Here is a 23273-nt window from a genome sequence, read left to right on the forward strand (position 1 = left end):
ATAATCATGGCGAACGAGAGCACGGGGGCAGTGTGGCACAGTCCGCGCCCGGCTCACCGTCCGTCTCAGGATGCGGTCGTCACAGGTGCCGCCTCGCGAGATGTCACCCGGGTCAGATCCAGGTCCTTCGTCTCCCGCATGGTGAGGTACACCACGAGGGACACCGCGGCACAGCCGCCCGCGCCGGTTCGGTCGACAGGGCGGGGCCGCCCCGGACTTCGTGTCCGGGGCGGCCCCTGCGCCGCGCGTGAGGGGGGTGAGCCCGTCGGGAGGGGGCCGTCCCGGGTGGGCTCAGCCGAGCGGGTGCATCCAGCCGTGCCGGTCCGCGGTGATGCCGCGCTGGATGTCCAGGAGGGCCTGGCGGAGTTCGAGGGTGACCTTGCCGGGTTCGCCGTCCGACTGCTTCCACTCGGCGCCCGCGCGCTTGACCGTGCCGACCGGGGTGATGACGGCGGCGGTGCCGCAGGCGAACACCTCGGTGAGGGTGCCGTCCTCGGAGTCGCGCTGCCACTGCTCGACGGAGACCTTGGACTCCTCCGACTCGTAGCCGAGGTCACGGGCCACGGTCAGCAGGCTGTCGCGGGTGACACCCTCCAGGATCGAGCCACTGAGGGTCGGCGTGACGATCTTGTTGCCGTACACGAAGTACAGGTTCATGCCGCCGAGTTCCTCGACCCACTGGTGCTCGACCGCGTCGACGTAGCAGACCTGGTCGCAGCCCTCGGCCGCGGCCTCGGCCTGGGCGAGCAGGGAGGCGGCGTAGTTGCCGCCCGTCTTGGCGTCGCCCATGCCGCCCGGGACGGCGCGGACCCGGTTCTCGGAGACCCAGATGGAGACCGGTTTGACACCGCCGGCGAAGTACGCGCCGGCCGGGGAGGCGATGACGAGGAACAGATACTCGCCGGCCGGCTTCACGCCCAGGCCGACCTCGGTCGCGATCATGAAGGGCCGTAGATAGAGGGACTCCTCGCCACCGTGTGCGGGCACCCAGTCCCGGTCCTGCCGGACCAGGGCGTCACATGCCTCGATGAAGGTCTCCACCGGTAGTTCGGGCATCGCGAGCCGGCGGGCCGAACGCTGGAAGCGCTTGGCGTTCTGGTCCGGGCGGAAGGTGGCCACGGAGCCGTCGGGGCGGCGGTATGCCTTGAGTCCCTCGAAGATCTCCTGCGCGTAGTGCAGGACGTTGGTGGCCGGGTCGAGCGGGATCGGCGCGTACGGAACGAGCTGGCCGTCGTGCCAGCCCCGGCCCTCGGTCCACTTGATCGTCACCATGTGGTCGGTGAAGTGGCGGCCGAATCCGGGGTTGGCCAGAATCGCCTCCCGCTCCGCTGCGGGCAGCGGGTGGGCGGAGGGCTTGAGCTCGATCGTGGGCGTCGTCATGAGTGGTAGTCCTTCACCGGTTGTAGTGACGGGCCGCGCTCACGTCCGCCCGGCCGACGGCCGGTGCTAGGACGTCCGAGCATTCCCTCATGCCGCGGCTCCGCGTTCGATTATCTCGCGGGGCAGGGGCGGGAAGGAATCGAGGTGACTGCGGCCCAGGGGTCGATGGTGGCACCCGGCGGGGACAGGGGGAAGCCGCCGGGCGCCTGAGCCACCCGACGGCTTGATGCAGCGCGGCGGGGCTCAGCCGGCTACGCGTACCCGGAGCGCGTCGCCGATCTCCGAGGTGCTGCGGGCGGGTCCCGCGGCGCGCTCCGCGAGGTCGGCGGAGACGGCGTCCTCGATGCGGGCCGCCTCGGCTTCGTGGCCGAGGTGGCGCAGCAGCAGTGCGACGGACAGGACGGTGGCGGTGGGGTCGGCCTTGCCCTGGCCCGCGATGTCCGGCGCCGAGCCGTGGACCGGCTCGAACATGGACGGGAACGCGCCGCTCGGGTTGATGTTGCCGGAGGCGGCCACGCCGATGCCGCCGGAGACGGCCGCGGCGAGGTCGGTGATGATGTCGCCGAAGAGGTTGTCGGTGACGATGACGTCGAACCGCTCGGGCTGGGTGACCAGGTAGATGGTGGCGGCGTCGACGTGGATGTACTCGGTGGCGACCTCGGGGAACTCCTCGGCCACCTTGTTGAAGATGTTCGTCCACAGGTGCCCGGCGAAGGTCAGCACGTTGTTCTTGTGGACCAGCGTGAGCTTCTTGCGCGGGCGGGCCTGGGCACGGGCGAAGGCGTCGCGGACCACGCGCTCCACACCGAAGGCGGTGTTGACGGAGACCTCGGTGGCGACCTCGTGCGGGGTGCCCGTGCGGATGGTGCCGCCGTTGCCCGTGTAGGGGCCTTCGGTGCCCTCGCGGACGACGACGAAGTCGATCTCGGGCTGGCCGGCCAGCGGGGTGGCGACACCGGGAAGCAGCTTCGACGGACGCAGGTTGACGTGGTGGTCGAAGGCGAAACGGAGCTTGAGCAGGAAGCCGCGCTCCAGGACGCCGGACGGGACCGACGGGTCGCCGATCGCGCCGAGCAGGATGGCGTCGTGCTGCTTGAGCGCGTCCAGGTCGGCGTCGGTGAGGGTCTCACCGGTGGTGTGGTAGCGCCTGGCGCCGAAGTCGTACTCCTTGGTCTCCAGCTTCACATCCTGCGGAAGGACGGCGGCCAGGACCTTCAGACCTTCGGCCACGACCTCCTGGCCGATACCGTCGCCGGGGATCACTGCGAGATTGAGGCTGCGAGACATGACGGCACCCTACTCCCCGTCCCATGAGATGACATGGACTGTCCGCCATACGGACATGCGCCACTCCGACGAGTGACCGGGGCGGCGCTTTGACGGACGTTCACCCAGAAGTGGGGCAAAGGTCGGCGGCCGGTGGGAAGTTCACCGTCATGGAGACCCCCGACTTCGGTATCCCGCGGCGGCTGGCGAGCCGGCTGAGCATGGCCGAGCAGCATGAGTATCTGCGGACCCGGCTGTCCCGCCGCCGCATCCTGGTGACGGCGGGTGCGGTGGCCGGCGGGCTGCTGAGCGGCTGCTCGGGGCCGTCCGGCCCGGCGTCCACGCCCGCCTCCGGTCCCGCCGCGGCGACCTCGCGGGTCGCGGGCGCCGCGATCGCCCCGTTCGGCCGCCATCTCGCCTTCGGCGCCGACCCGAAGACCGGGATGCGGATCTCCTGGCAGGTGCCGCTGGCGGTCCGCCGGCCCTTCGTACGGGTCGGGTCGCGCCCCGACGACCTGAGCCGCCGGATCGACGCGGAGCTACGCGATCTGCACACCCCGGGCCTGGAGGGGGTGCGCCCGGCGGTCGAGCAGTACTACGTGCACGCGGCCCTGGACGGTCTGCGCCCCGGCACGACGTACTACTACGGCGTCGGCCACGACGGCTGGGACCCCGCCTCCCCCGCCCACCGCTCGACGATCGCCTCCTTCCGCACCGCGCCCGCCACCCCGGAGCGCTTTGTCTTCACGGCCTTCGGCGACCAGGGCGTGGGCAGCGGCGCGAGTGCCAACGACGACCTCCTGCTGCGCCGGCCGCCCGCCTTCCATCTGCACGCGGGCGACATCTGCTACGCGGACGCGAACGGCACCGGCAGCACGTCGGACGGTTACGACCCGCGGTACTGGGACCTGTTCCTGAAGCAGACCGAGCCGGTCGCCCGGTCCGTCCCATGGATGGTGACCACCGGCAACCACGACATGGAGGCGTGGTACTCCCCGGACGGCTACGGCGGCCAGCTCGCCCGTTTCGCCCTGCCGGACAGCGGCTTCGATCCGCACGGGACACCGGGCGCGTACGCCTTCGTCTACGGCAACGTCGGCTTCGTGGCGCTGGACGCCAACGACGTGTCGTACGAGATCCCCGCCAACCTCGGCCATACGGACGGGCGGCAGACGAAGTGGCTGGACCGCACCCTCGGTGAGCTGCGCTCGGCCCGGGACGTGGACTTCGTGGTCGTCTTCTTCCACCACTGCGCGTACTCCACCTCCGCGCACGCCTCCGACGGGGGCGTGCGGGACGCGTGGCTGCCGCTGTTCGCCCGGCACCAGGTGGACCTGGTGATCAACGGCCACAACCATGTGTACGAGCGGACCGACGCGGTGCGCGGCGGCGAGGTCGGCCGGGCGGTGCCGATCGGCGGATCCACGGATCCGACCCGGGACGGCACCGTGTACGTCACCGCGGGCGGCGGCGGCCGGAACCTCTATTCGTTCCCGTCCGGGGTCAAGGACAGCTACGAGGGGCACCTCACCCGGCACGACGCGGTGCGGAGTTTCCACTGGACGAGGTCCCGGACCACCGAGGCGGAGACGGTGGAGTGGTCGCGGGTGCGCTACACCGGCTTCTCGCTCCTTGAGGTGGAGGCTCAGCCGGGCACGGCTCCGCGGCTGACGGTGTCGGCGCTGGCGCAGAACGGCGACCGGATCGACCACTTCGAGGTGCGGCGCGGCCGGTAGGGCCGCGGCGCCCCCCCCGCGGGGGGCGCACCCCGCGGCGGGGGGGGGGCGCCCCCCCCCGGGCGCCCTTCGCCCCAGCTGGGGGGGGGGGGGGCCGGGGGGGGCCCCCCCCCCACCCCGTGCGGGTGCGGCTCCCGGCTTCGGGGGGTCAGCGCGCCGCGCGGGCCCGGTTCAGTGGCCGGTCTGGCCGCCGTTGTCGCGGCGGTCGAGGGCGCGCTGAAGGGCGGCGGCGGCGTTCTTGCGGTCGGACTCGCTCGTACGGGACACGTGGCGGACTCGGCGGCGGACGGTCGTCTCGGCCATGGGGATCGACTCCTTCGGGATACACCTGGAGTACGGAAAACGAGATACACCTGGAGTACGGAGAAAAGGGGTTACGAGACGCCGGAGGGGCGGGGAGCGGTGCCGCAGGGGTTGCCTGCACTTGCCCGGCTCACGACCGCCATTCGCTGGATCGAGCGAGACGTTCGGCTGCTACAAAACTAAGTGAGGAGCGCTCTCCTGTCTGCATAGTTAGTCGGACTTCCTACTATCTGAGACGACGGATCGGGTCACACGCCCGTGACCTGCGGATTCTCCATCCGTGAGTCAGAGCACATCCCCGTCATCCGTGAGTCAGAGCACATCCCCGTCGCGCCAGTCGAAGACCAGTTCATGGCCGGGGTCGGGCGGTGCGGCCAGTGCTGGGCGCACCAGCAGGTCGCCCTCCTCGTCCGGGAGCCGCACGATCCCGTCCGGCGAGAGGGCGTGGATCCGGCCGACCCAGGGCCGCCAGCCGCGGGGCCCGTAGAGCAGGGCGCCGTCCTCGCTCGCCGACAGCGCGCCGAGGTCGTACGCCCGGTCGACCACCCGCTCCAGGGCGCCCATCACCTGCCCGCCCAGGCCCCGGCGGCGCTCGGCGGGCCGTACCACGACGGCCTCGACGTATCCGACGCGCAGCCACCGCCCGCGGTGCCGCGCCCGCCGCATGACGACCGAGCCGTGCGCGACGATTCCGTCGTCGCCGTGCACCAGGGCGTGCATACCGCCCAGCGCGTGCTCGAAGTCCGCGTCACCGAAGTCACCGTCGAAGCCGTCGTGCAAGAGCGAGCGGACGGCGCGGAGTTCGGCGGGGGCCAGCTCGGCGGTGTGTGCGGTGCGCAGGGTGAAGGTCATGGATCAATCATCGGCCGCACGCCCGGACACCGTCAGCGCGTCGGCGATCGCCGTCCGGAAACCCTCCGGGTCGTCGGTCCACGGCAGGTGCCCGGCGTCCGGCAGGACCACCCGGCGGACCCGGGGCAGGGCCCGCTCCAGGGAGTCCACGGCGGAGCGCGGGCGGATGTCCCGGGCACCGTCGACGATCACGACGGGTACGTCGAGGGCGGCGCAGGCCGCCGCCAGTGCGGGCGTGCCCCAGGTCCGCGCGCGCTGTTCGTTCAGGCCCCGGTTGCACGCGTCGTTGATTCCGAACCACGGGTCGGCCATGCGCCGGGCGGGCTCCAGCGCCCCCTCCCGGTCCTCGAACTCGACCGACCACTGGAGCACCGCCCGCTCCCGCTCCTCGTCCTCGCCGCGGTGCGGACGGTCCGTCAGTTCCTGCCAGCGGGCCAGGCGTTCGGGGTGGTCGGCGAGCCGGGCGCGGAAGTTCTCCCGGTAGGCGGGGTGCCAGTCGGCGTCCGGGCCGATGCCGGTGCCGGCCACGTACACCAGTGTGCTCACCCGCTCCGGGTGGGCCAGCGCATAGCTCAGCGCGAGTTGCGCGCCCCAGGAGTGGCCGAGCAGCGCCATGCGCTCCAGTGCGAAGTGGTGCCGCACGGCGTCCAGGTCGGCGACGAAGCGCGCGCTCGTCCACGGTCCCGTGCAGCGCTCGGAACGTCCGCAGCCGCGCTGGTCCCAGCGGATCACCGGGGTCACGTCCGCCAGGAGCCTGGCGAGGTCGCCGAACATGTCCCACAGGCCCGGCCCGCCGTGGCACAGCACCAGCGGTGCGCCGGGCCCCGTGCGGGCCGCCCACAGACGCACCCCGTCGTCGGCCTCCACCGTCTCGCTTCTCATCCTGACCATGACAGCAGTGTGCCCCGGGCGGACAGGGTGCCCACGGCGGACAGGGAGACGGGCCGGGAAGTCTGCTCGGGGGAGGGCAGGCTTCCCGGCCCGCGTGCGGGGGGCTCGTCAGCCCATGTGCGGGTACGTGTAGTCGGTCGGCGGGACCAGCGTCTCCTTGATGGCGCGGGTCAGGGTCCAGCGCAGCAGGTTCTGCGGGGCGCCGGCCTTGTCGTCGGTGCCGGAGGCACGGCCGCCGCCGAAGGGCTGCTGGCCGACGACGGCACCGGTCGACTTGTCGTTGATGTAGAAGTTGCCCGCGGCGTAGCGGAGCTTGTCCATCGTGTACGCCGCCGCCGCACGGTCGCCCGCGATGACCGAGCCCGTGAGGGCGTAGTCGGAGACCGACTCCATCTGGGTCAGCATCGCGTCGTACGCGTCGTCCTCGTACACATGGACGGCGAGGACCGGGCCGAAGTACTCGGTACGGAAGACCTCGTTCTCCGGGTCGGTGCACTCGATGACGGTGGGGCGGACGAAGTAGCCGACCGAGTCGTCGTAGCTGCCGCCCGCCACGATCGTGCAGGCCGGGTCCTGCTGGGCGCGGTCGATCGCCGCCTTGTTCTTGGCGAAGGCCCGCTCGTCGATCACGGCGCCGATGAAGTGCGTCAGGTCGGTGACATCACCCATGGTCAGCTGGTCGACCTCGGCCGCGAACTCCTCCTTGAAGCCGGAGTTCCACAGGGACGCCGGGAGGTAGGCGCGGGAGGTGGCCGAGCACTTCTGGCCCTGGTACTCGAAGGCGCCCCGGGTCAGGGCGGTCTTGAGGACCGCGCGGTCGGCGCTCGGGTGGGCGACCAGGAAGTCCTTGCCGCCGGTCTCGCCGACCAGCCGCGGGTAGGAGCGGTACTTCTCGATGTTCTCGCCGACCGTCTTCCACAGGTACTGGAAGGTCCTGGTCGAGCCGGTGAAGTGGATGCCGGCCAGGTCGCGGTGGACCAGGGCCACCTCGGAGACCTCGACGCCGTCGCCGGTGACAAGGTTGATGACGCCCTTGGGCAGGCCCGCCTCCTCCAGGAGCCGCATCAGCAGCACGGCGGCGTGGGTCTGGGTCGGGGACGGCTTCCAGACGACGACGTTGCCCATCAGCGCGGGCGCGGTGGGCAGGTTGCCCGCGATCGCCGAGAAGTTGAACGGCGTGATCGCGTAGACGAAGCCCTCCAGCGGGCGGTGGTCGAGGCGGTTCCACACGCCCGGGGAGTTGGCCGGGGGCTGCTCGGCCAGAATCCGGCGGGCGTAGTGGACGTTGAACCGCCAGAAGTCGACCAGCTCGCACGGGGTGTCGATCTCGGCCTGCTGGACGGTCTTGGACTGGCCGAGCATGGTGGAGGCGGCGATCGTCTCGCGCCAGGGACCGGCCAGCAGCTCGGCGGCGCGCAGGATGATCGCGGCGCGGTCGTCGAAGGACATGGCACGCCAGGCGGGCGCGGCGGCCAGGGCCGCGTCGATGGCGTCCCGGGCGTCCTGCCGGGTGGCGTTGCGGAGCGTGCCGATGACCGCCTTGTGGTGGTGCGGCTGGACGACCTGGAATGCCTCGCCGCCGCCCATCCGCCGCTCGCCGCCGATGGTCATCGGCAGCTCGATCGGGTTCTCGGCCAGCTCCTTGAGCTTGGCCTCAAGACGGGCACGCTCGGGCGAGCCGGGGGCGTAGCCGTGCACCGGCTCGTTGACGGGGGTGGGGACCTGGGTCACAGCGTCCATGAGATCCGGAACTCCTTGACTTGAGCGGTGTGGTTCAGCCCTTGGTGATCATGCTGCGCGCGAAGAACCGAAGGTTGGCCGGCTTCTCCGCGAGGCGCCGCATGAAGTAGCCGTACCAGTCGGTGCCGTACGCGGTGTAGACGCGCATGCGGTGGCCCTCGGCGGCGAGCCGCAGATGCTCCTCGCTCCGGATGCCGTAGAGCATCTGGAACTCGTACTCGTCCAGCTTGCGCTCGGCCTTGCGCGCGAGCTCCTGGGCGATGGAGATCAGCCGCGGGTCGTGGGACCCGATCATCGGGTACCCCTCGCCGTCCATCAGCGTCCGCAGAATCCTGACGTACGCCTTGTCGATCTCGTGCCGCTGCTGGTAGGCGACCTCGGCGGGCTCCTTGTAGGCGCCCTTCACGAGCCGTACCCGGCTGCCGCTCGCGGCGAGCCTGCGGGCATCGGCCTCGGTGCGGAAGAGGTATGCCTGGATGACGCAGCCGGTCTGCGGGAAGTCCTGCCGCAGCTCCTCGTGGATCGCGAACATCGAGTCGAGGGTGGTGTGGTCCTCGGCGTCGAGGGTGACGGTCGTACCGATGGCGTCGGCGGCCTCCACGACGGACCGTACGTTCTTCAGCGCCCGTTCCTGGCCGCCGTCGAGGGACTGGCCGAACAGGGAGAGCTTGACGGACATCTCGACCTTCCGGCCGAGCCGAAGTTCCCGGAGGCGGCCGACCAGTTCCAGATAGGCGTCCCGGGCGGCGCCGGCCTGCTCGGGGGTGGTGATGTCCTCGCCCACGACGTCCATGGTCAGTTCGAGGCCCCGGGCGGTCAGGTCCTTGATGATCGGGACGATGTCGTCCACGGTCTCGCCGGGGATGAAGCGGTCGACGACCTGACTGGTCACCGGGGCCGCCGAGATCAGACGGCGCATCCGGTCGCTGCGCGACGCGGCGAGAATCACGGGACCCAGCACGGGGCACCTCCACAACAAAGCCGAAGCTGCCGACAGCCGACGATGTGGCTACGGCACGGAGAACCACCGTGAAAACTAAGGATCCCTCCGATCGTCGGCCATCGACAGCTGTCACGCATCCGCTCATCGGATCTCAGACAAATGTATGAAGGCGGCGCGGAAATGCGGGAGAATGCCCGGGTGACGGCGGATTACAAGGGTGACCATCAGGAACTGGTGGACGAGATCTCGGAGCTGCTGGGCGCGCCGGCGACCCTGGAGAGCCGGGACTTCGAGCTGATCGCCTTCGGCGCGTACGACAGCGAGGGCGAGCTGGACGCGTCGGCCCTCGACCCGGTCCGCACCCGGTCGATCCTGACCCGGCGCTCGACGACGGCGGTCCGCACCTGGTTCGAGGGCTTCGGCATCACCCGGGCGACCGGGCCGGTGCGCATCCCGCCCACCCCGGAGGCCGGGGTGTACCGGGGCCGTATCTGCCTGCCGGTACGCCATCGGGGTGTCGTCCTCGGGTACGTCTGGCTCCTGGACGACGATCCGGGCCCGAGCGAGCGGCAACTGGCCGCGGCGATGGCGGTCACCGCCCGGATCGGCGCGCTGCTCGCGGACGAGGCGCAGGCCGGGGCCGATCTGACCCGGGAACTGTTGGCGGTGCTGACCGCGGAGCGGGACTGGCAGCGGGACATGGCGGTGGCGGAGCTGCGCACCGCCCTGGGCGCCCGCTCGGACGGCCCGCACACGGTGGTGTGCGTGGCCCCCTGGCCGTCGCCGGATCCGGACGACGCCCCCTCGGTCCGTACGCTGCCGGGCGCGACCGCGCACTGCACGGTGCCCTGGGGCACCGCCGAGCAGTCGCTCGCGCTGCTGGTGCGGCTGCGGTCGACGGACACGGTGGGGCCGGCGGTGTCGGCGGCGGGGCGGCTGCTGGAACGGGCGGGCGGCAGGCGGCGCGGCCGGGGCGGCACGCCGGACGACACCGCGGGCGGGCGGCGGGCGGCCGGGATCGCGGCCGCCCGGACCGGGCTCACCGAACTGGGGGTCGCCTGGCGGGAGGCGGTCGGGGCGGCCCGCGCGGCGCTGGCCGAGCCGGGGCTCGGGCCGGTCGCCGAATGGGCGCGCATCGGACCGTACCGCCTGCTGACCTCCCTGCCGCACGAAGCGGCGCGGGATCCGGCGGTCGCCCCGCTGCTCGTCCCCGCCCACCAGGAACTGGCACGCACCGCCGAGGTGTTCCTCGACTGCGCGGGCCAGGCAGGCCGCACGGCCGCCGAACTGGGCATCCACCGCCAGACCCTCTACTACCGGCTGTCCCGGATCGAGCATCTGACAGGGCTGGACCTGGACGACGGCGAGGACCGACTGCTCCTGCACATGACACTGAAGGGGGCGCGCCTCTGAGCAGGTAGCGCCCTGAAGGGGCGCGGGGAACTGCGCGATCAACCACGACGGCGCCGCGGCCGACCGCGGAGGGTGTGGGGCTGTGCCCCGAAAGGGGCGCGGGGCTGTGTCGATATGCGGCTCCGCCGCGATGGGGGTCCCCCTGTTCGAGCGAAGCCGAGAACTAGGGGGAGCGACCAGCCACAACAGTGCCGCAGACGACCGACGGCACATCGCGGCGCTTCCAGCGGAGCGCTCGGCGCAAGGAAAACGCCGGACGGGCTGACCAGGTCAGCCCGTCCGGCGTTCGAGGACGAGACCGTTCGGGCCGAAGCGGGGCCCGGGGGGCGCCAACCCCCGACGGCGACTGCGGCCGTACGGCCACTTCGGGCAGTCGGCCGGCTCAGACCAGGTTCACCGAGCGGGCGAACGTCGCTCCGATCTCCGCCGCGACCTCCGCCAGCACACCCGCACCCACCGTGTCGTCCACGGTCAGCACGGCCAGCGCCTCGCCGCCCGCCGCGGCGCGGGCCACCTGCATGCCGGCGATGTTGATGCCCGCCTCGCCGAGGATGCGGCCGACGGTGCCGACGACACCCGGACGGTCGTCGTACCGCAGCACGACCATGTGGTCGGCGAGGGCGAGGTCGACGTCGTACTCACCGACGGCGACGATCTTCTGCGCGTTCTTCGGGCCGGCCAGCGTGCCGGAGACCGACACCTCCTCGCCACCCGCGAGCGTGCCACGCACGGTGACGACGTTACGGTGATCCGTCGACTCGGAGCTGGTGGTCAGGCGCACCTCGACGCCCCGCTCCTGGGCGAACAGCGGCGCGTTCACATACGACACCGTCTCGGCGACGACATCCTCGAAGACACCCTTGAGGGCGCTCAGCTCCAGCACCTTCACATCGTGCTGGGTGATCTCGCCGTACACCTCGACGTCGAGCCGGACGGCGACCTCGCCGGCCAGCGCGGTGAAGATCCGGCCGAGGCGCTCGGCGAGCGGCAGGCCGGGCTTGACGTCCTCGGCGATGACACCGCCCTGCACATTCACCGCGTCGGGGACCAGCTCACCGGCGAGGGCCAGGCGCACCGACCTGGCGACCGCGATGCCCGCCTTCTCCTGGGCCTCGTCGGTGGAGGCGCCGAGGTGCGGGGTGCACACGACCTGGTCGAACTGGAACAGCGGGGAGTCCGTGCACGGCTCCTTGGCGTACACGTCGAGGCCGGCTCCGGCGATCCGGCCCTCCTTCAGCGCCGCGTACAGCGCCTCCTCGTCGACGATGCCGCCGCGCGCCGCGTTGACGATGCGCACGCTCGGCTTGACCTTGCGCAGCGCCTCCTCGCCGATCAGCCCGAGGGTCTCGGGGGTCTTCGGCAGGTGCACGGTGATGAAGTCGGACACCTCCAGCAGCTCGTCCAGGGACAGCACCCTCACACCCATCTGGGCGGCCCGGGCGGGCTGGACGTAGGGGTCGTACGCGACGACCTTCATGCCGAAGGCGGACATGCGCTGCGCGACGAGCGCGCCGATGCGGCCGAGGCCCACGACGCCGAGCGTCTTCTCGGCCAGCTCGACACCGGTGTACTTGCTGCGCTTCCACTCGCCGTTCTTCAGCGCGGCGTTGGCCTGCGGGATGTTGCGGGCGGTGGCGACGATCAGGCCGCAGGCCAGCTCGGCCGCGGTGACGATGTTGGAGGTGGGGGCGTTGACGACCATCACGCCGGCCTTGGTGGCGGCGGAGACGTCGACGTTGTCCAGGCCGACGCCGGCTCGCGCGACGACCTTCAGCTTGCGCGCGGCGGCGATGGCCTCGGCGTCGACCTTGGTGGCGGAGCGGATCAGGATCGCGTCGACCTCGGCGATGGCGGGGAGCAGTTCGGCTCGGTCCGCGCCGCTGCAGTGCCGGATCTCGAAGTCGGGGCCGAGCGCGTCCACGGTCGCGGGCGACAGCTCTTCGGCGATGAGTACGACAGGTTTCGAGCTCACGTGAGTCCTCACAAGTCCAAAGCGTGCGGACGGCCGTCCCGACGGCCGCAGGCGGAGGAGGGGGCTAGCCGCGGAAGACGCACGACGCTGTGGGCCTGGCGCGTTGTTGTGCAGCAGTCTAGTGGCGTGGCCAAGGCCGTTCTGCGCCTCTGCGGAAGGATCACCCGTCCGGGGCTGGACGGGATGGACAACGGGGCCGGAGCGATTCGCCCCGGCCCCGTTTCATGAGGCTTACGCCTCCTCGTTCACCCAGCTCATCAGCTTGCGCAGCTGCTTGCCGGTGGTCTCCAGCAGGTGCTCGGAGTCCTGCCGCTTGTACTCGTTGTACTTCTTCAGACCGCCGTGGTACTCGTCCATCCAGTTCTTGGCGAAGGAGCCGTCCTGGATCTCGGCGAGGACCTGCTTCATCTCGGCCTTGGTGGCGTCGGTGATGATCCGCGGGCCGGTGACGTAGTCCCCCCACTCGGCGGTCTCCGAGATCGACCAGCGCATCTTCTCCAGGCCGCCCTCGTACATGAGGTCCACGATCAGCTTCAGCTCGTGCAGGCACTCGAAGTAGGCGATCTCCGGCTGGTAGCCGGCCTCGGTCAGGGTCTCGAAGCCCGCCTTGACCAGGGCCGCGGTGCCACCGCACAGGACGGCCTGCTCGCCGAACAGGTCGGTCTCGGTCTCCTCGGTGAAGGTCGTCTTGATGACGCCCGCGCGGGTGCCGCCGATACCCTTCGCGTACGACAGGGCCAGCGCGAAGGCGCCCCCGGAGGCGTCCTGCTCGACGGCGGCGATGCAGGGAACGCCGCGGCCCTCCTCGTACTGGCGGCGCACCAGGTGGCCCGGGCCCTTCGGGGCGACCATGCACACGTCCACGCCGGCCGGGGGCTTGATGAAACCGAAGCGGATGTTGAAGCCATGGCCGAAGAACAGCGCGTCGCCGTCCTTCAGGTTCGGGGCGATGGACTCCTCGTAGACCTGGCCCTGGATCGGGTCCGGCACCAGGATCATGATGACGTCGGCCTCGGCGGCGGCCTCCGCCGGCGTCACCACGCGCAGGCCCTGCTCCTCGGCCTTCGCCTTGGACTTCGAGCCCTCGTGCAGGCCGACCCGGACGTCGACACCCGAGTCACGCAGCGACAGGGCGTGCGCATGGCCCTGGCTGCCATAGCCGATGACCGCGACCTTGCGGCCCTGGATGATGGACAGGTCGGCGTCAGCGTCGTAGAACAGCTCGGCCACTTTGGGTTCTCTCCTTGGTGTGCAGGTGTTGCTTCCACCGTATGACGGTGGCGGGAAGGGACGATTCGGGGTCTCGGCATACGGGCGGCCGGTTTCCCCCGACCGCCCGATGCGTCGTTACGCCTTTATGCCGTTATGCCGACCGGTCGAGTGCGCGCAGCGACCGGTCCGTGATCGAGCGGGCGCCGCGCCCGATCGCGATGGTGCCGGACTGGACCAGTTCCTTGATGCCGAACGGCTCCAGCATCTTGAGCATGGCGGACAGCTTCTCGCCGGACCCGGTGGCCTCGACGGTCACGGCCTCCGGCGAGACGTCGACCGTCTTCGCGCGGAACAGCTGGACGATCTCGACGATCTGGGAACGCGTCTCGTTGTCGGCGCGCACCTTCACCAGAACGAGTTCGCGCTGCACCGCCTGCGCCGGCTCCAGCTCGACGATCTTCAGGACGTTGACGAGCTTGTTGAGCTGCTTGGTCACCTGCTCCAGCGGCAGTTCCTCGACGCCCACCACGATGGTGATGCGGGAGATGTCGGGGTGTTCCGTGACACCGACCGCGAGCGAGTCGATGTTGAAGCCGCGGCGGGAGAACAGGGCGGCGATCCGGGCGAGGATGCCCGGCGTGTTCTCCACCAGGACGGAGAGCGTGTGCTTGGACATGTCGGTGGTCTTCCTGGCTCAGTCGTCTTCGTTGTCGCCGAAGTCGGGGCGGACGTCCCGGGCGGCCATGATCTCGTCGTTGGAGGTGCCGGCGGCGACCATCGGCCAGACCATCGCGTCCTCGTGGACGATGAAGTCGACGACGACCGGGCGGTCGTTGACCGCGTTCGCCTCCTCGATGACCTTGTCCAGGTCCTCCGGGGACTCACAGCGGATCGCGTGGCAGCCCATCGCCTCCGACAGCTTCACGAAGTCGGGGACGCGGGTGCCCGCGCTCGGCTTGCCGTCCTCCCCCGGGCCGGAGTGCAGGACGGTGTTGGAGTACCGCTGGTTGTAGAACAGCGTCTGCCACTGGCGGACCATCCCGAGGGCGCCGTTGTTGATGATGGCGACCTTGATCGGGATGTTGTTCAGGGCGCAGGTGGTCAGCTCCTGATTGGTCATCTGGAAGCAGCCGTCGCCGTCGATCGCCCAGACCGCGCGGTCGGGCCGGCCGGCCTTGGCGCCCATCGCGGCCGGGACCGCGTAGCCCATGGTCCCGGCGCCGCCGGAGTTCAGCCAGGTGGCGGGCTTGTCGTACTCGATGAAGTGCGCGGCCCACATCTGGTGCTGGCCGACGCCCGCCGCGAAGATCGTTCCCTCGGGTGCCAGCCGGCCGATCCGCTCGATGACCTGCTGCGGGGAGAGCGAGCCGTCGGCGGGCTGGTCGTAGCCCAGCGGGTAGGTCTCGCGCCAGCGGTTGAGGTCGTTCCACCAGGCGGTGTAGTCGCCCGTGCGACCCTCGCTGTGCTCCTTCTGCACGGCCTGGACCAGATCGGCGATGACCTCGCGGGCGTCACCGACGATCGGCACGTCGGCTTCGCGGTTCTTGCCGATCTCCGCGGGGTCGATATCGGCGTGGACGATCTTGGCGTGCGGGGCGAAGCTGTCCAGCTTGCCGGTGACGCGGTCGTCGAAGCGGGCTCCGAGGGCGACGATCAGGTCGGCCTTCTGCAGAGCCGTGACAGCGGCCACCGATCCGTGCATGCCCGGCATGCCCAGGTGCAGCGGGTGGCTGTCGGGGAATGCGCCGAGCGCCATCAGGGTGGTGGTGACGGGCGCTCCGGTGAGTTCCGCGAGGACCCTCAGCTCGGTGGTGGCCTGCGCCTTGATGACGCCGCCGCCGACGTACAGGACGGGCCGCCGGGCGGAGGTGATCAGCTTGGCCGCCTCGCGGATCTGCTTGGCGTGCGGCTTGGTCACCGGGCGGTAGCCGGGCAGGTCCATGACCGGCGGCCAGGAGAAGGTGGTCTGTGCCTGGAGGGCGTCCTTGGCGATGTCGACCAGGACCGGTCCCGGCCGGCCGGTGGCGGCGATGTGGAACGCCTGCGCGATCACCCGCGGGATGTCCCCGGGGTCGGTGACCAGGAAGTTGTGCTTGGTGATCGGCATGGTGATGCCGACGATGTCCGCCTCCTGGAAGGCGTCCGTGCCGATCGCCTTGGACGCGACCTGGCCGGTGATCGCGACCAGCGGGACGGAGTCCATGTGCGCGTCGGCGATCGGCGTGACCAGGTTGGTGGCGCCGGGGCCCGAGGTGGCCATGCACACGCCGACCTTGCCGGTCGCCTGCGCGTATCCCGTGGCCGCGTGCCCGGCACCCTGCTCGTGGCGGACCAGCACATGGCGGACCCGGGTGGAGTCCATCAGCGGGTCGTAGGCGGGCAGGATCGCACCGCCGGGAATGCCGAATACGGTGTCGGCGCCGACCTCCTCAAGCGAGCGGATCAGGGACTGCGCACCCGTGACGTGCTCGATGGGCACGGACTGCTGTCCTCCGGAACGGGGCCGCGGCTGCGGATGGGGGGCCCCGGTGGCCTGCTCGGTCATCGGCATTCTCTTCTCGATGCTGAGGGTTTTTGCGAGGTTCGTGCGGTGTCGGTCTGCTGTACGGCGGGTGCCCGTGCAACAAAAAACCCCTCGTGCCGTAGGGCAAGCGAGGGGAGCGCGCCGGTGAGGTCGCTGGGGTTTCCGGATCGTCCTCCGGTGGGTCCCAGCTCAACCGACGCGCTGTCCAAGTACGAGAATTCGGGTGCGCATGGTGCGACCCTCCCCCCGGCACGCATCACGTGTCAAGTGGGTGGGACGGGAGTCTCATTATGTGAGCGTAGGGCACTTCCGCCCCCTAACACGGCGGACACACCACCGGCGAGCGCCGGTACGGTCGGCCCGTGCGGCACCGGATACTGGCCGGATCCGAGCGCCCGGCGCAGCCGGTATTCCTCCAGTGGCCCGGCGAACGCCATGCCCTGCCCATGGGTGCAGCCCATCGCACGCAACGCCACGACCTGCTCCGGAAGGTCCACGCCGTCGGCCACGGACTGCAGCCCGAGGTCGGTGGCGATCCGCAGCAGCCCACTGGTGATCTTGTGCAGCCGCGCGGACTCGATGACGCCGTCGACCAGGCTGCGGTCGAGTTTCAGCACATCGACGGGGAGTCTACGCAGGGCCGTGATCGCCGCATAGCCGCTGCCGAAGCCGTCCAGGGCGATCCGGACACCGAGCCGCCTGAGCGCACCGAGCCGACGCTCCAGCTCGTCGAGGGAGACCCGGGGGTCGGTGTCCGCCAGCTCGATCAGCAGGGACCCCGACGGCAGCCCGTGCCGGGTCAGCAGGGCCTCCACCGAGCCGTGCGGCATCGACCGGTCCAGCAGCCGCCGCGCGGACATCCGCACCGCCACGGGTACGGCGAGTCCGGTCGCGGCCCGCTCGGCGGCCTGGGCCACCGCCTCCTGAAGGATCCAGCGCTCCAGCTCCGAGGTCCGGTCGCTGTCCTCGGCCACCCGCAGAAACTCGGCCGGGGTGAACAGCACCCCCTGGGAGGAGCGCCAGCGCGCCTGGGCGGAGGCCGACATGACCCGGCCGCTGCCCAGGCACACCACCGGCTGGTGCAGCAGGGTGAACTCGCCGTCGTGCAGCGCGGCGCGCAGCCGGGTGGCCAGCTCCGCCTTCCGTACGACGTCCTGCTGCATCTGCGGCTTGTACAGCTCGACACGGCCCTTGCCTGCCGACTTGGCCCGGTACATCGCCAGGTCGGCGTTGCGCAGCAACTCGCCCGCGCCGAGGCCCGGATCAGCGAAGGCGACACCGATGGAGGCGTTGACCCGGACATCGTTGCCGTCGATGAGATACGGCTGGGAGAGGGTCGCTCTGAGGCGGTCGGCCAGCTCCAGGATGTTCCGCTCCCGGGCACCGCGGTCCCGGGTGCCGTCCCCGACGATCAGGGCCGCGAACTCGTCGCCGCCCAGCCGGGCCGCGGTGTCCCCCTGCCGGACCGCGTCCTGGAGTCTGCGGGCGGCCTGGACGAGCAGTTCGTCCCCGGCCTGGTGCCCGATCGTGTCGTTGACTGCCTTGAAGCCGTCGAGGTCGATGAAGAGGACGGCCGTGCCGTGCGGGACGGCGGCGCGGTCGGAGGCGCGGCGGCCGGACAGGGCCTGCTGCACGCGCCGGGTGAACAGGGCGCGGTTGGGCAGGTCGGTGAGCGGGTCGTGCTCCGCGCTGTGCTGCAGCTGTGCCTGTAGGCGCACTCTGTCGGTCACGTCCCGGCTGTTGAAGATGAGGCCGCCGTGGTGACGGTTGACGGTCGACTCCACATTGAGCCAGCCGCCGGCGCCGGACCGGAAGCGGCACTCGATGCGGGTGGTGGGTTCTTCGAGGGGGCCGGCGGTGAGGAAGCGACGCACCTCGTGCACCACACAGCCCAGGTCCTCCGGGTGGATGAGGGCGGCCAGTTCGCTGCCCACCAGGTCCTCCGCGGGCCGCCCGTAGACCCCGGCGGCGGCCGGGGAGACGTACCGGAGGATGCCGTTGGGCGCGGCGATCATGATGACGTCGCTCGACCCCTGCACCAGGGAGCGGAAGTGGTTCTCCTTCTGCGCCAGTTCCTGGGTGAGGGTGATGTTGTCGAGCAGCATGATGCCCTGGCGCACGACGAGCGCGAGCACCACGCAGCCGGCGGTGACGAGGACGACGTGGTCGGGGCTGCGGCCGTTGAGAACGTTGTACAGGATGCCCAGGGTGCATACCGCGGCGGCCAGATAGGGGGTGAGCGCGGACAGCGAGCCGGTGAGCGGCCGGCCGGCCGGATACCGGCTGTGCTCGTCCACCTGGCCGGGCGGCGGCAGTTGCGCGTGGTCGCCGGACCGCGGTCCTGGCGGGTGCGGGTGGACCGCGCGCGCGTGCCCGCCGCCGGACCGGTCCGGTACGTGCTGTCCCTGGCGCGGGGGCGCCGCCCAGGGGGCGTAGGCGAGCAGCAGTGAACCGGCGAACCAGCCCGCGTCGAGCAGCTGCCCGGAGCGGTAGTTGCTGTGCAGCAGCGGCGAGGTGAACAGCGCGTCGCACATCACGGTCAGGGCGAGCGCGCCGATCGCCGTGTTGACCGCCGTGCGGTTGCCCGGTGAGCGTCGGAAGTGCAGCGCGAGCACCATGCTGACCAGGACGATGTCGAGCAGCGGGTACGCCAGTGACAGCGCGGCGTGCGCCACGCTCGGCCCGTCGAACCCGGCGGCCTGCGCGAGCGCGAGACTCCAGGACAGCGTGAGCAGCGAGCCACCGATCAGCCAGGCGTCCAGCGCCAGGCACATCCAGCCCGCCTTCGACACCGGCCGCTTGGCGAGGACCAGCAGGCCCACGATGGCGGGCGGCGCGAAGCACAGGAAGAACAGGTCGGCGAAGCTGGGGCTGGGCATGGGCCGCCGCAGCACGACCTCGTACCACCCCCAGACCGTGTTGCCCAGGGCCACCATCGCCGAGGAGAGGGCGAACAGCAGCCAGGCGGTTCGAAACCGGACACGACGGCGGTGGGCGTAGACCAGACACGAGACGGCGGCGGTGCCTGCCGCCGCGGCCAGCCCGAAGTCACCCATGATCAGCGCGATTTCGCTCGAACCCCAGTCGAGCGCGGAACCGACGGCGTATCCCGCGCACAGCAGGGCCAGAACGAACTGGCGGACCACACTGGACCCGCCGCCGACGGCCGGCGGACGGGGCAGCGGCGGTCCTGCCGAGTGCTGTGTGCGCAGCGCTCCGCGCAGGGTGGTCGTCACCGAGGGTGGCGAGCTCACCGGTCCCTCCCGGTGCGTACCGATCCCGGGTCCCGGGGGTCCAGGTGCGCGTGCCTCCTGTGCCCGCTGTACCTGCGGTGGTGACTGGTGTGATGGCCGCGTCTGTGCGCCGCCGTGCGCCAGGGCCGCCGTCGGCGGCCCCGCCGCGTCGGATCGTTCGTCCATAGGCCGTGCATCGCCCGTCGCCCCCCTCACATCTCTGAAATGTCCATCCCCGGCGCCGAACGGTGCACGGCGCAGCCCCTGTCGGGACGATACACCAGTCTCGTCACTCAGGGACATAGCTCCTCTACGCTCAGTGACGGACCGTGAGATGTGCGCACCCTCCGCGTCCGAAAAGCTGCGGAGGGTGCCTGAAATGGATTACTCGTCCACCACGTCGGCCGTCACGCGCCCGTGGAGCCCGAGCCGGTGGAGCCCGTGGAGCCCGAGCCCGTGGAGCCCGTGGAGCCCGTGGAGCCCGTGGAGCCCGTGGAGCCCGTGGAGCCCGTGGAGCCCGTCGTAAGGATCACGTTGTGCAGTGACTCCCGGTTCACGAAACGGTTCAGCTGGTCCACCAGCAGCCGCTTGGCGCGCGGCAGGAAGGCCGACGTGGGCCCGCCCACGTGCGGGCTGATCAGCACGCCGGGCGCCTGCCACAGGGGATGGCCCGGCGGCAGCGGCTCCGGGTCCGTCACATCCAGGGCGGCCGTGATGCGGCGGCTCTCCAGCTCCGCGAGCAGCGCCTTGGTGTCGACGACGGGGCCGCGGGCGACGTTGACCAGCAGCGCTCCGTCCTTCATCCGCGCGAGGAAGTCGGCGTCGACCAGGCCCCGCGTGGTCTCGTTCAGCGGCGTGGACAGGATCACGACATCCGCCTGCGGAAGCAGAGCGGGCAGTTCGGTGAGCGGATGCACCGGACCGCGCTCCGAAGTGCGCCCGGAGCGCGCGACGCGCGCCACCCGCGCGAGCTCAAATGGCGCGAGCCGGTCTTCGATGGCCGCGCCGATGGAGCCGTAACCGACAATAAGGACATTCTTGTCGGCGAGGGCCGGATGGAACCCGCCGTGCCACTCCCCTCTGTCCTGGGCGCGCACGAAGTCCGGGATGCCGCGCAGCGAGGCGAGGGTCAGGGCCAGCGTCAGCTCGGCCGTGCTCGCCTCGTGCACCCCGCGCGCGTTGCACAGCAGGACGCCCGGCCGCAGCTGCCCGAGACCCGGCTGCACATGGTCGATGCCCGCGGACAGCGTCTGGACGACCTGCACACCGCTCATCTGCGGCAGCGGACGGACGCAGAGGTCGCTGGGCTTCATGTAGGGCACGACGTAGAAGACGCAGTCGGCCGGGTCCGCCGGGAACTCCTCTCCCCCGTTCCAGTACAGGTAGTCGGGCCCGTCGGGAAGCCCCTCGATCTCCTCCGACGGTATGGGCAGCCACACATCAGCAGTCATGGTCAGGAGGCTATGTCAGGCTCGGAAACAGGCAGAGGCTAGGTTGGGGACCGAAGAGGGAGGTTCACGACCAGGTGGAGCGCAGGACGATCGGCGCGGGGGCGCTCGCGGTGGGGGCCGTCGGACTCGGCTGCATGCCGATGAACTGGGCGTACAGCGGGTCGCGGCAGCGCGGGGACGAGTCGCTCAGGACCGTGCACCGGGCCCTGGACCTCGGCTCCACGCTCCTGGACACCGCCGACATGTACGGCCCGTTCACCAACGAACTGCTGATCGGCCGGGTGCTCAAGGAGCGGCGCGCGGAGGCCGTCGTGTCGACCAAGGTCGGGCTGCTGGTGGGCGAACAGCACATCGTGGCCAACGGCCGCCCCGGCTATGTGCGGCGGGCCTGCGACGCCTCGCTGCGGCGGCTGCAGACCGATGTGATCGACCTGTACCAGCTGCATCGCGCCGACCCGGAGGTCCCGGTCGAGGAGACGTGGGGCGCGATGGCGGAGCTGGTCCGGGCCGGGAAGGTTCGCGCCCTGGGCCTGTGCGCGGTGGGCGCCCGCGGTGGGCGCCGCTCGGGAACCGGGCTGCACGACGCGACGCTGCGCCAGCTCCGGCGCGTCCAGCAGGTCTTCCCGGTGAGCGCGGTGCAGGCGGAGCTGTCGGTGTGGTCGCCGGAGGCACTGGAGGCGCTGCTGCCGTGGTGCGAGGAGCGCGGCGTCGGCTTCCTCGCCGCGATGCCGCTCGGCAACGGCTTCCTGACCGGCACGCTGACCCCGGGCGAGGGCTTCGAGCCGGACGACGTGCGGGCCCGCCATCCGCGTTTCACGGCCGAGATGATGGCCGCCAACCAGCCCATCGTGGCCGGGCTGCGCCGGGTGGCCCGGCAGCACGGCGAGCACGTCACACCGGCCCAGGTGGCCCTGGCCTGGACCCTGGCGCAGGGCCGGCACGTGGTCCCGGTGCCGGGTACGAAACGGGAGCGCTGGGTGACGGAGAACGCGGCCGCCCCGTCCGTCTCCCTGACCCCGGACGACCTGACGGAACTGACCCGGCTCCCGTCGGCCCGGGGTTCCTGGGACTGACACCGCGGATGTCTTCGGGCTTATGGGAACTCGGGCGGCGTGAGCGGTGTAAGAGATAGAGAAGCCGCTGCCAAGACCGCCGCGTCGAAGGGACCATGATCGTGCAACGTCGAGCCGTGTCAGCCGTGCTGGCCGCAACCGCGCTCCTGCTGACGGCCGGCTGCTCCTCCGACGGAGGCGGCCCGCCGGGTGGGAGCGGGAGTACGACCGCGCAGGGGGCGACGTCGGGCGCCTCCCCGTCCGCTGGGTCGACCGATCCGACCCCGCCCGCCAAGGGCTCGGTGAAGGTGGTGCGGACGGTCACGGAGAACCTGAAGTCCCCCTGGGGCCTGGCTCCCCTGCCCGGCGGCGGCCTGCTCGTCTCCTCCCGGGACGACGGGACGATCACCCGGGTCGACGAGAAGACGGGCAAGCAGACCGAGCTGGGCAAGGTCTCCGGGGTGTCCCCGGCCGGCGAGGGCGGTCTCCTGGGCATCGCCCTCTCCGCCGACTACGCCTCCGACCACATGATCTACGCGTACTTCACCTCGGCCTCGGACAACCGGATCGTCCGTATGTTGTACGACGAGCGGAAGCCGGCCGGCGAACAGCTCGGCGCGCCCGACACGGTCTTCCGGGGCATCCCCAAGGGCTATATCCACAACGGCGGCCGCATCGCCTTCGGCCCGGACGGCATGCTCTACGCGGGCACGGGCGAGAGTGGCCAACGGGGTCTGTCCCAGGACCTGAAGTCCCTGGGCGGCAAGATCCTGCGGATGACCCCGGAGGGCGAGCCCGCCCCCGGCAATCCGTTCAAGGACTCCGCCGTGTACACCTACGGCCACCGCAATGTGCAGGGCCTCGCGTGGGACGACAAGCAGCGTCTGTTCGCCTCGGAGTTCGGCCAGGACACCTGGGACGAGCTGAACGCGATCAAGCCGGGCGACAACTACGGCTGGCCGGACGCCGAGGGCAAGTCGTCCGACGCCCGGTTCCACAACCCGCTGGCCCAGTGGCACACGGACGTCGCCTCCCCCAGCGGCATCGCCTATGTGAACGGTGCCATCTGGATGGCCGGACTCAGAGGCCAGCGACTGTGGCGCATCCCGCTGAAGGGCACGGAGGCCGCGGCGGAGCCGCAGGCGTTCCTGAAGGGCACCTACGGCCGGCTCCGTACGGTCGTCGCGGCGGGCGGCGACAGACTGTGGCTGGTCACGAACAACACGGACGGCAGAGGCAAGCCGAAGAAGGGAGACGACCGAATCCTGGAACTACGGGTGAAGTGAGGCCCACACCGACCGGCGC

At 71.0% G+C, this 23273-nt stretch carries 17 protein-coding genes; 4 read left to right on the top strand and 13 right to left on the bottom strand.

Translation table 11 applies throughout. The features are described from left to right. Positions 1-291 precede the first annotated feature (291 nt). Both ACWEKM_RS07850 and ACWEKM_RS07855 read right to left on the bottom strand, forming a co-directional pair. Entirely contained in the window at positions 292-1380 is a 1089-nt protein-coding gene (locus ACWEKM_RS07850) for a branched-chain amino acid aminotransferase (protein ID WP_451620284.1), read from the bottom strand. Between the two features lie 243 nt (positions 1381-1623). Continuing rightward, the gene (locus ACWEKM_RS07855) at positions 1624-2667 is read right to left on the bottom strand and encodes a 3-isopropylmalate dehydrogenase (RefSeq protein ID WP_451620285.1); all 1044 of its coding nucleotides are present in this window, start codon (positions 2665-2667) and stop codon (positions 1624-1626) included. Positions 2668-2816: 149 nt separating this feature from the next. On the opposite strand from ACWEKM_RS07855, the gene ACWEKM_RS07860 reads away from it, so the two are divergent. Continuing rightward, entirely contained in the window at positions 2817-4382 is a 1566-nt protein-coding gene (locus tag ACWEKM_RS07860) for a purple acid phosphatase family protein (protein WP_451620286.1), read from the top strand. A 171-nt stretch (positions 4383-4553) separates the two neighbouring features. Here the strand turns inward: ACWEKM_RS07860 and ACWEKM_RS07865 are convergent, their stop codons facing one another. The 5 genes from ACWEKM_RS07865 to ACWEKM_RS07885 all read right to left on the bottom strand — a co-directional run bounded on the left by ACWEKM_RS07865 (position 4554) and on the right by ACWEKM_RS07885 (position 9129). Beyond that, positions 4554-4685, bottom strand: a complete 132-nt coding sequence (locus tag ACWEKM_RS07865; protein WP_086025501.1) for a hypothetical protein — start codon at positions 4683-4685, stop codon at positions 4554-4556. Positions 4686-4997: 312 nt separating this feature from the next. Further along, positions 4998-5537 carry a GNAT family N-acetyltransferase gene (locus tag ACWEKM_RS07870; protein ID WP_451620287.1) on the bottom strand — a complete coding sequence of 180 codons (540 nt, stop codon included), beginning with the start codon at positions 5535-5537 and terminating at the stop codon, positions 4998-5000. Between the two features lie 3 nt (positions 5538-5540). Continuing rightward, the gene (locus tag ACWEKM_RS07875) at positions 5541-6428 is read right to left on the bottom strand and encodes an alpha/beta fold hydrolase (protein WP_451620288.1); all 888 of its coding nucleotides are present in this window, start codon (positions 6426-6428) and stop codon (positions 5541-5543) included. A gap of 108 nt (positions 6429-6536) precedes the next feature. Continuing rightward, positions 6537-8168 carry an L-glutamate gamma-semialdehyde dehydrogenase gene (gene pruA, locus ACWEKM_RS07880; protein WP_451620289.1) on the bottom strand — a complete coding sequence of 544 codons (1632 nt, stop codon included), beginning with the start codon at positions 8166-8168 and terminating at the stop codon, positions 6537-6539. Positions 8169-8202: 34 nt separating this feature from the next. Further along, a complete protein-coding gene (locus tag ACWEKM_RS07885; RefSeq protein ID WP_451620290.1) occupies positions 8203-9129 on the bottom strand; it encodes a proline dehydrogenase family protein in 927 nt (308 codons plus the stop codon). A gap of 162 nt (positions 9130-9291) precedes the next feature. Here ACWEKM_RS07885 and ACWEKM_RS07890 point away from each other — a divergent pair, with 162 nt between their 5' ends. Continuing rightward, positions 9292-10524 (top strand): PucR family transcriptional regulator, encoded by a 1233-nt coding sequence (locus tag ACWEKM_RS07890; RefSeq protein WP_451620291.1) that lies wholly within the window; start codon positions 9292-9294, stop codon positions 10522-10524. Positions 10525-10906: 382 nt separating this feature from the next. Here the strand turns inward: ACWEKM_RS07890 and serA are convergent, their stop codons facing one another. The 6 genes from serA to ACWEKM_RS07920 all read right to left on the bottom strand — a co-directional run bounded on the left by serA (position 10907) and on the right by ACWEKM_RS07920 (position 20916). After that, a complete protein-coding gene (serA, locus tag ACWEKM_RS07895) occupies positions 10907-12496 on the bottom strand; it encodes a phosphoglycerate dehydrogenase (RefSeq protein ID WP_451620292.1) in 1590 nt (529 codons plus the stop codon). A gap of 231 nt (positions 12497-12727) precedes the next feature. Beyond that, the gene (ilvC, locus tag ACWEKM_RS07900) at positions 12728-13726 is read right to left on the bottom strand and encodes a ketol-acid reductoisomerase (RefSeq protein WP_451620293.1); all 999 of its coding nucleotides are present in this window, start codon (positions 13724-13726) and stop codon (positions 12728-12730) included. Positions 13727-13859: 133 nt separating this feature from the next. Beyond that, positions 13860-14384 carry an acetolactate synthase small subunit gene (gene ilvN / locus ACWEKM_RS07905; RefSeq protein WP_451620294.1) on the bottom strand — a complete coding sequence of 175 codons (525 nt, stop codon included), beginning with the start codon at positions 14382-14384 and terminating at the stop codon, positions 13860-13862. An 18-nt stretch (positions 14385-14402) separates the two neighbouring features. Continuing rightward, entirely contained in the window at positions 14403-16253 is a 1851-nt protein-coding gene (locus ACWEKM_RS07910) for an acetolactate synthase large subunit (RefSeq protein WP_451620295.1), read from the bottom strand. A 242-nt stretch (positions 16254-16495) separates the two neighbouring features. Further along, entirely contained in the window at positions 16496-19486 is a 2991-nt protein-coding gene (locus tag ACWEKM_RS07915; RefSeq protein ID WP_451620296.1) for a putative bifunctional diguanylate cyclase/phosphodiesterase, read from the bottom strand. Between the two features lie 386 nt (positions 19487-19872). Beyond that, positions 19873-20916, bottom strand: a complete 1044-nt coding sequence (locus ACWEKM_RS07920) for a 2-hydroxyacid dehydrogenase (RefSeq protein WP_451620297.1) — start codon at positions 20914-20916, stop codon at positions 19873-19875. Positions 20917-20990: 74 nt separating this feature from the next. Between ACWEKM_RS07920 and ACWEKM_RS07925 the strand changes: the two genes are divergently transcribed. Together ACWEKM_RS07925 and ACWEKM_RS07930 are read left to right on the top strand one after the other, a co-directional pair. Then, a complete protein-coding gene (locus ACWEKM_RS07925; RefSeq protein WP_451620298.1) occupies positions 20991-21989 on the top strand; it encodes an aldo/keto reductase in 999 nt (332 codons plus the stop codon). Positions 21990-22084: 95 nt separating this feature from the next. Continuing rightward, positions 22085-23254: a PQQ-dependent sugar dehydrogenase gene (locus tag ACWEKM_RS07930; protein WP_451620299.1), complete on the top strand. Its 1170-nt coding sequence runs from the start codon at positions 22085-22087 to the stop codon at positions 23252-23254. Positions 23255-23273: the final 19 nt, after the last annotated feature.

It is taken from the genome of Streptomyces sp. NPDC004752, from assembly GCF_053601275.1.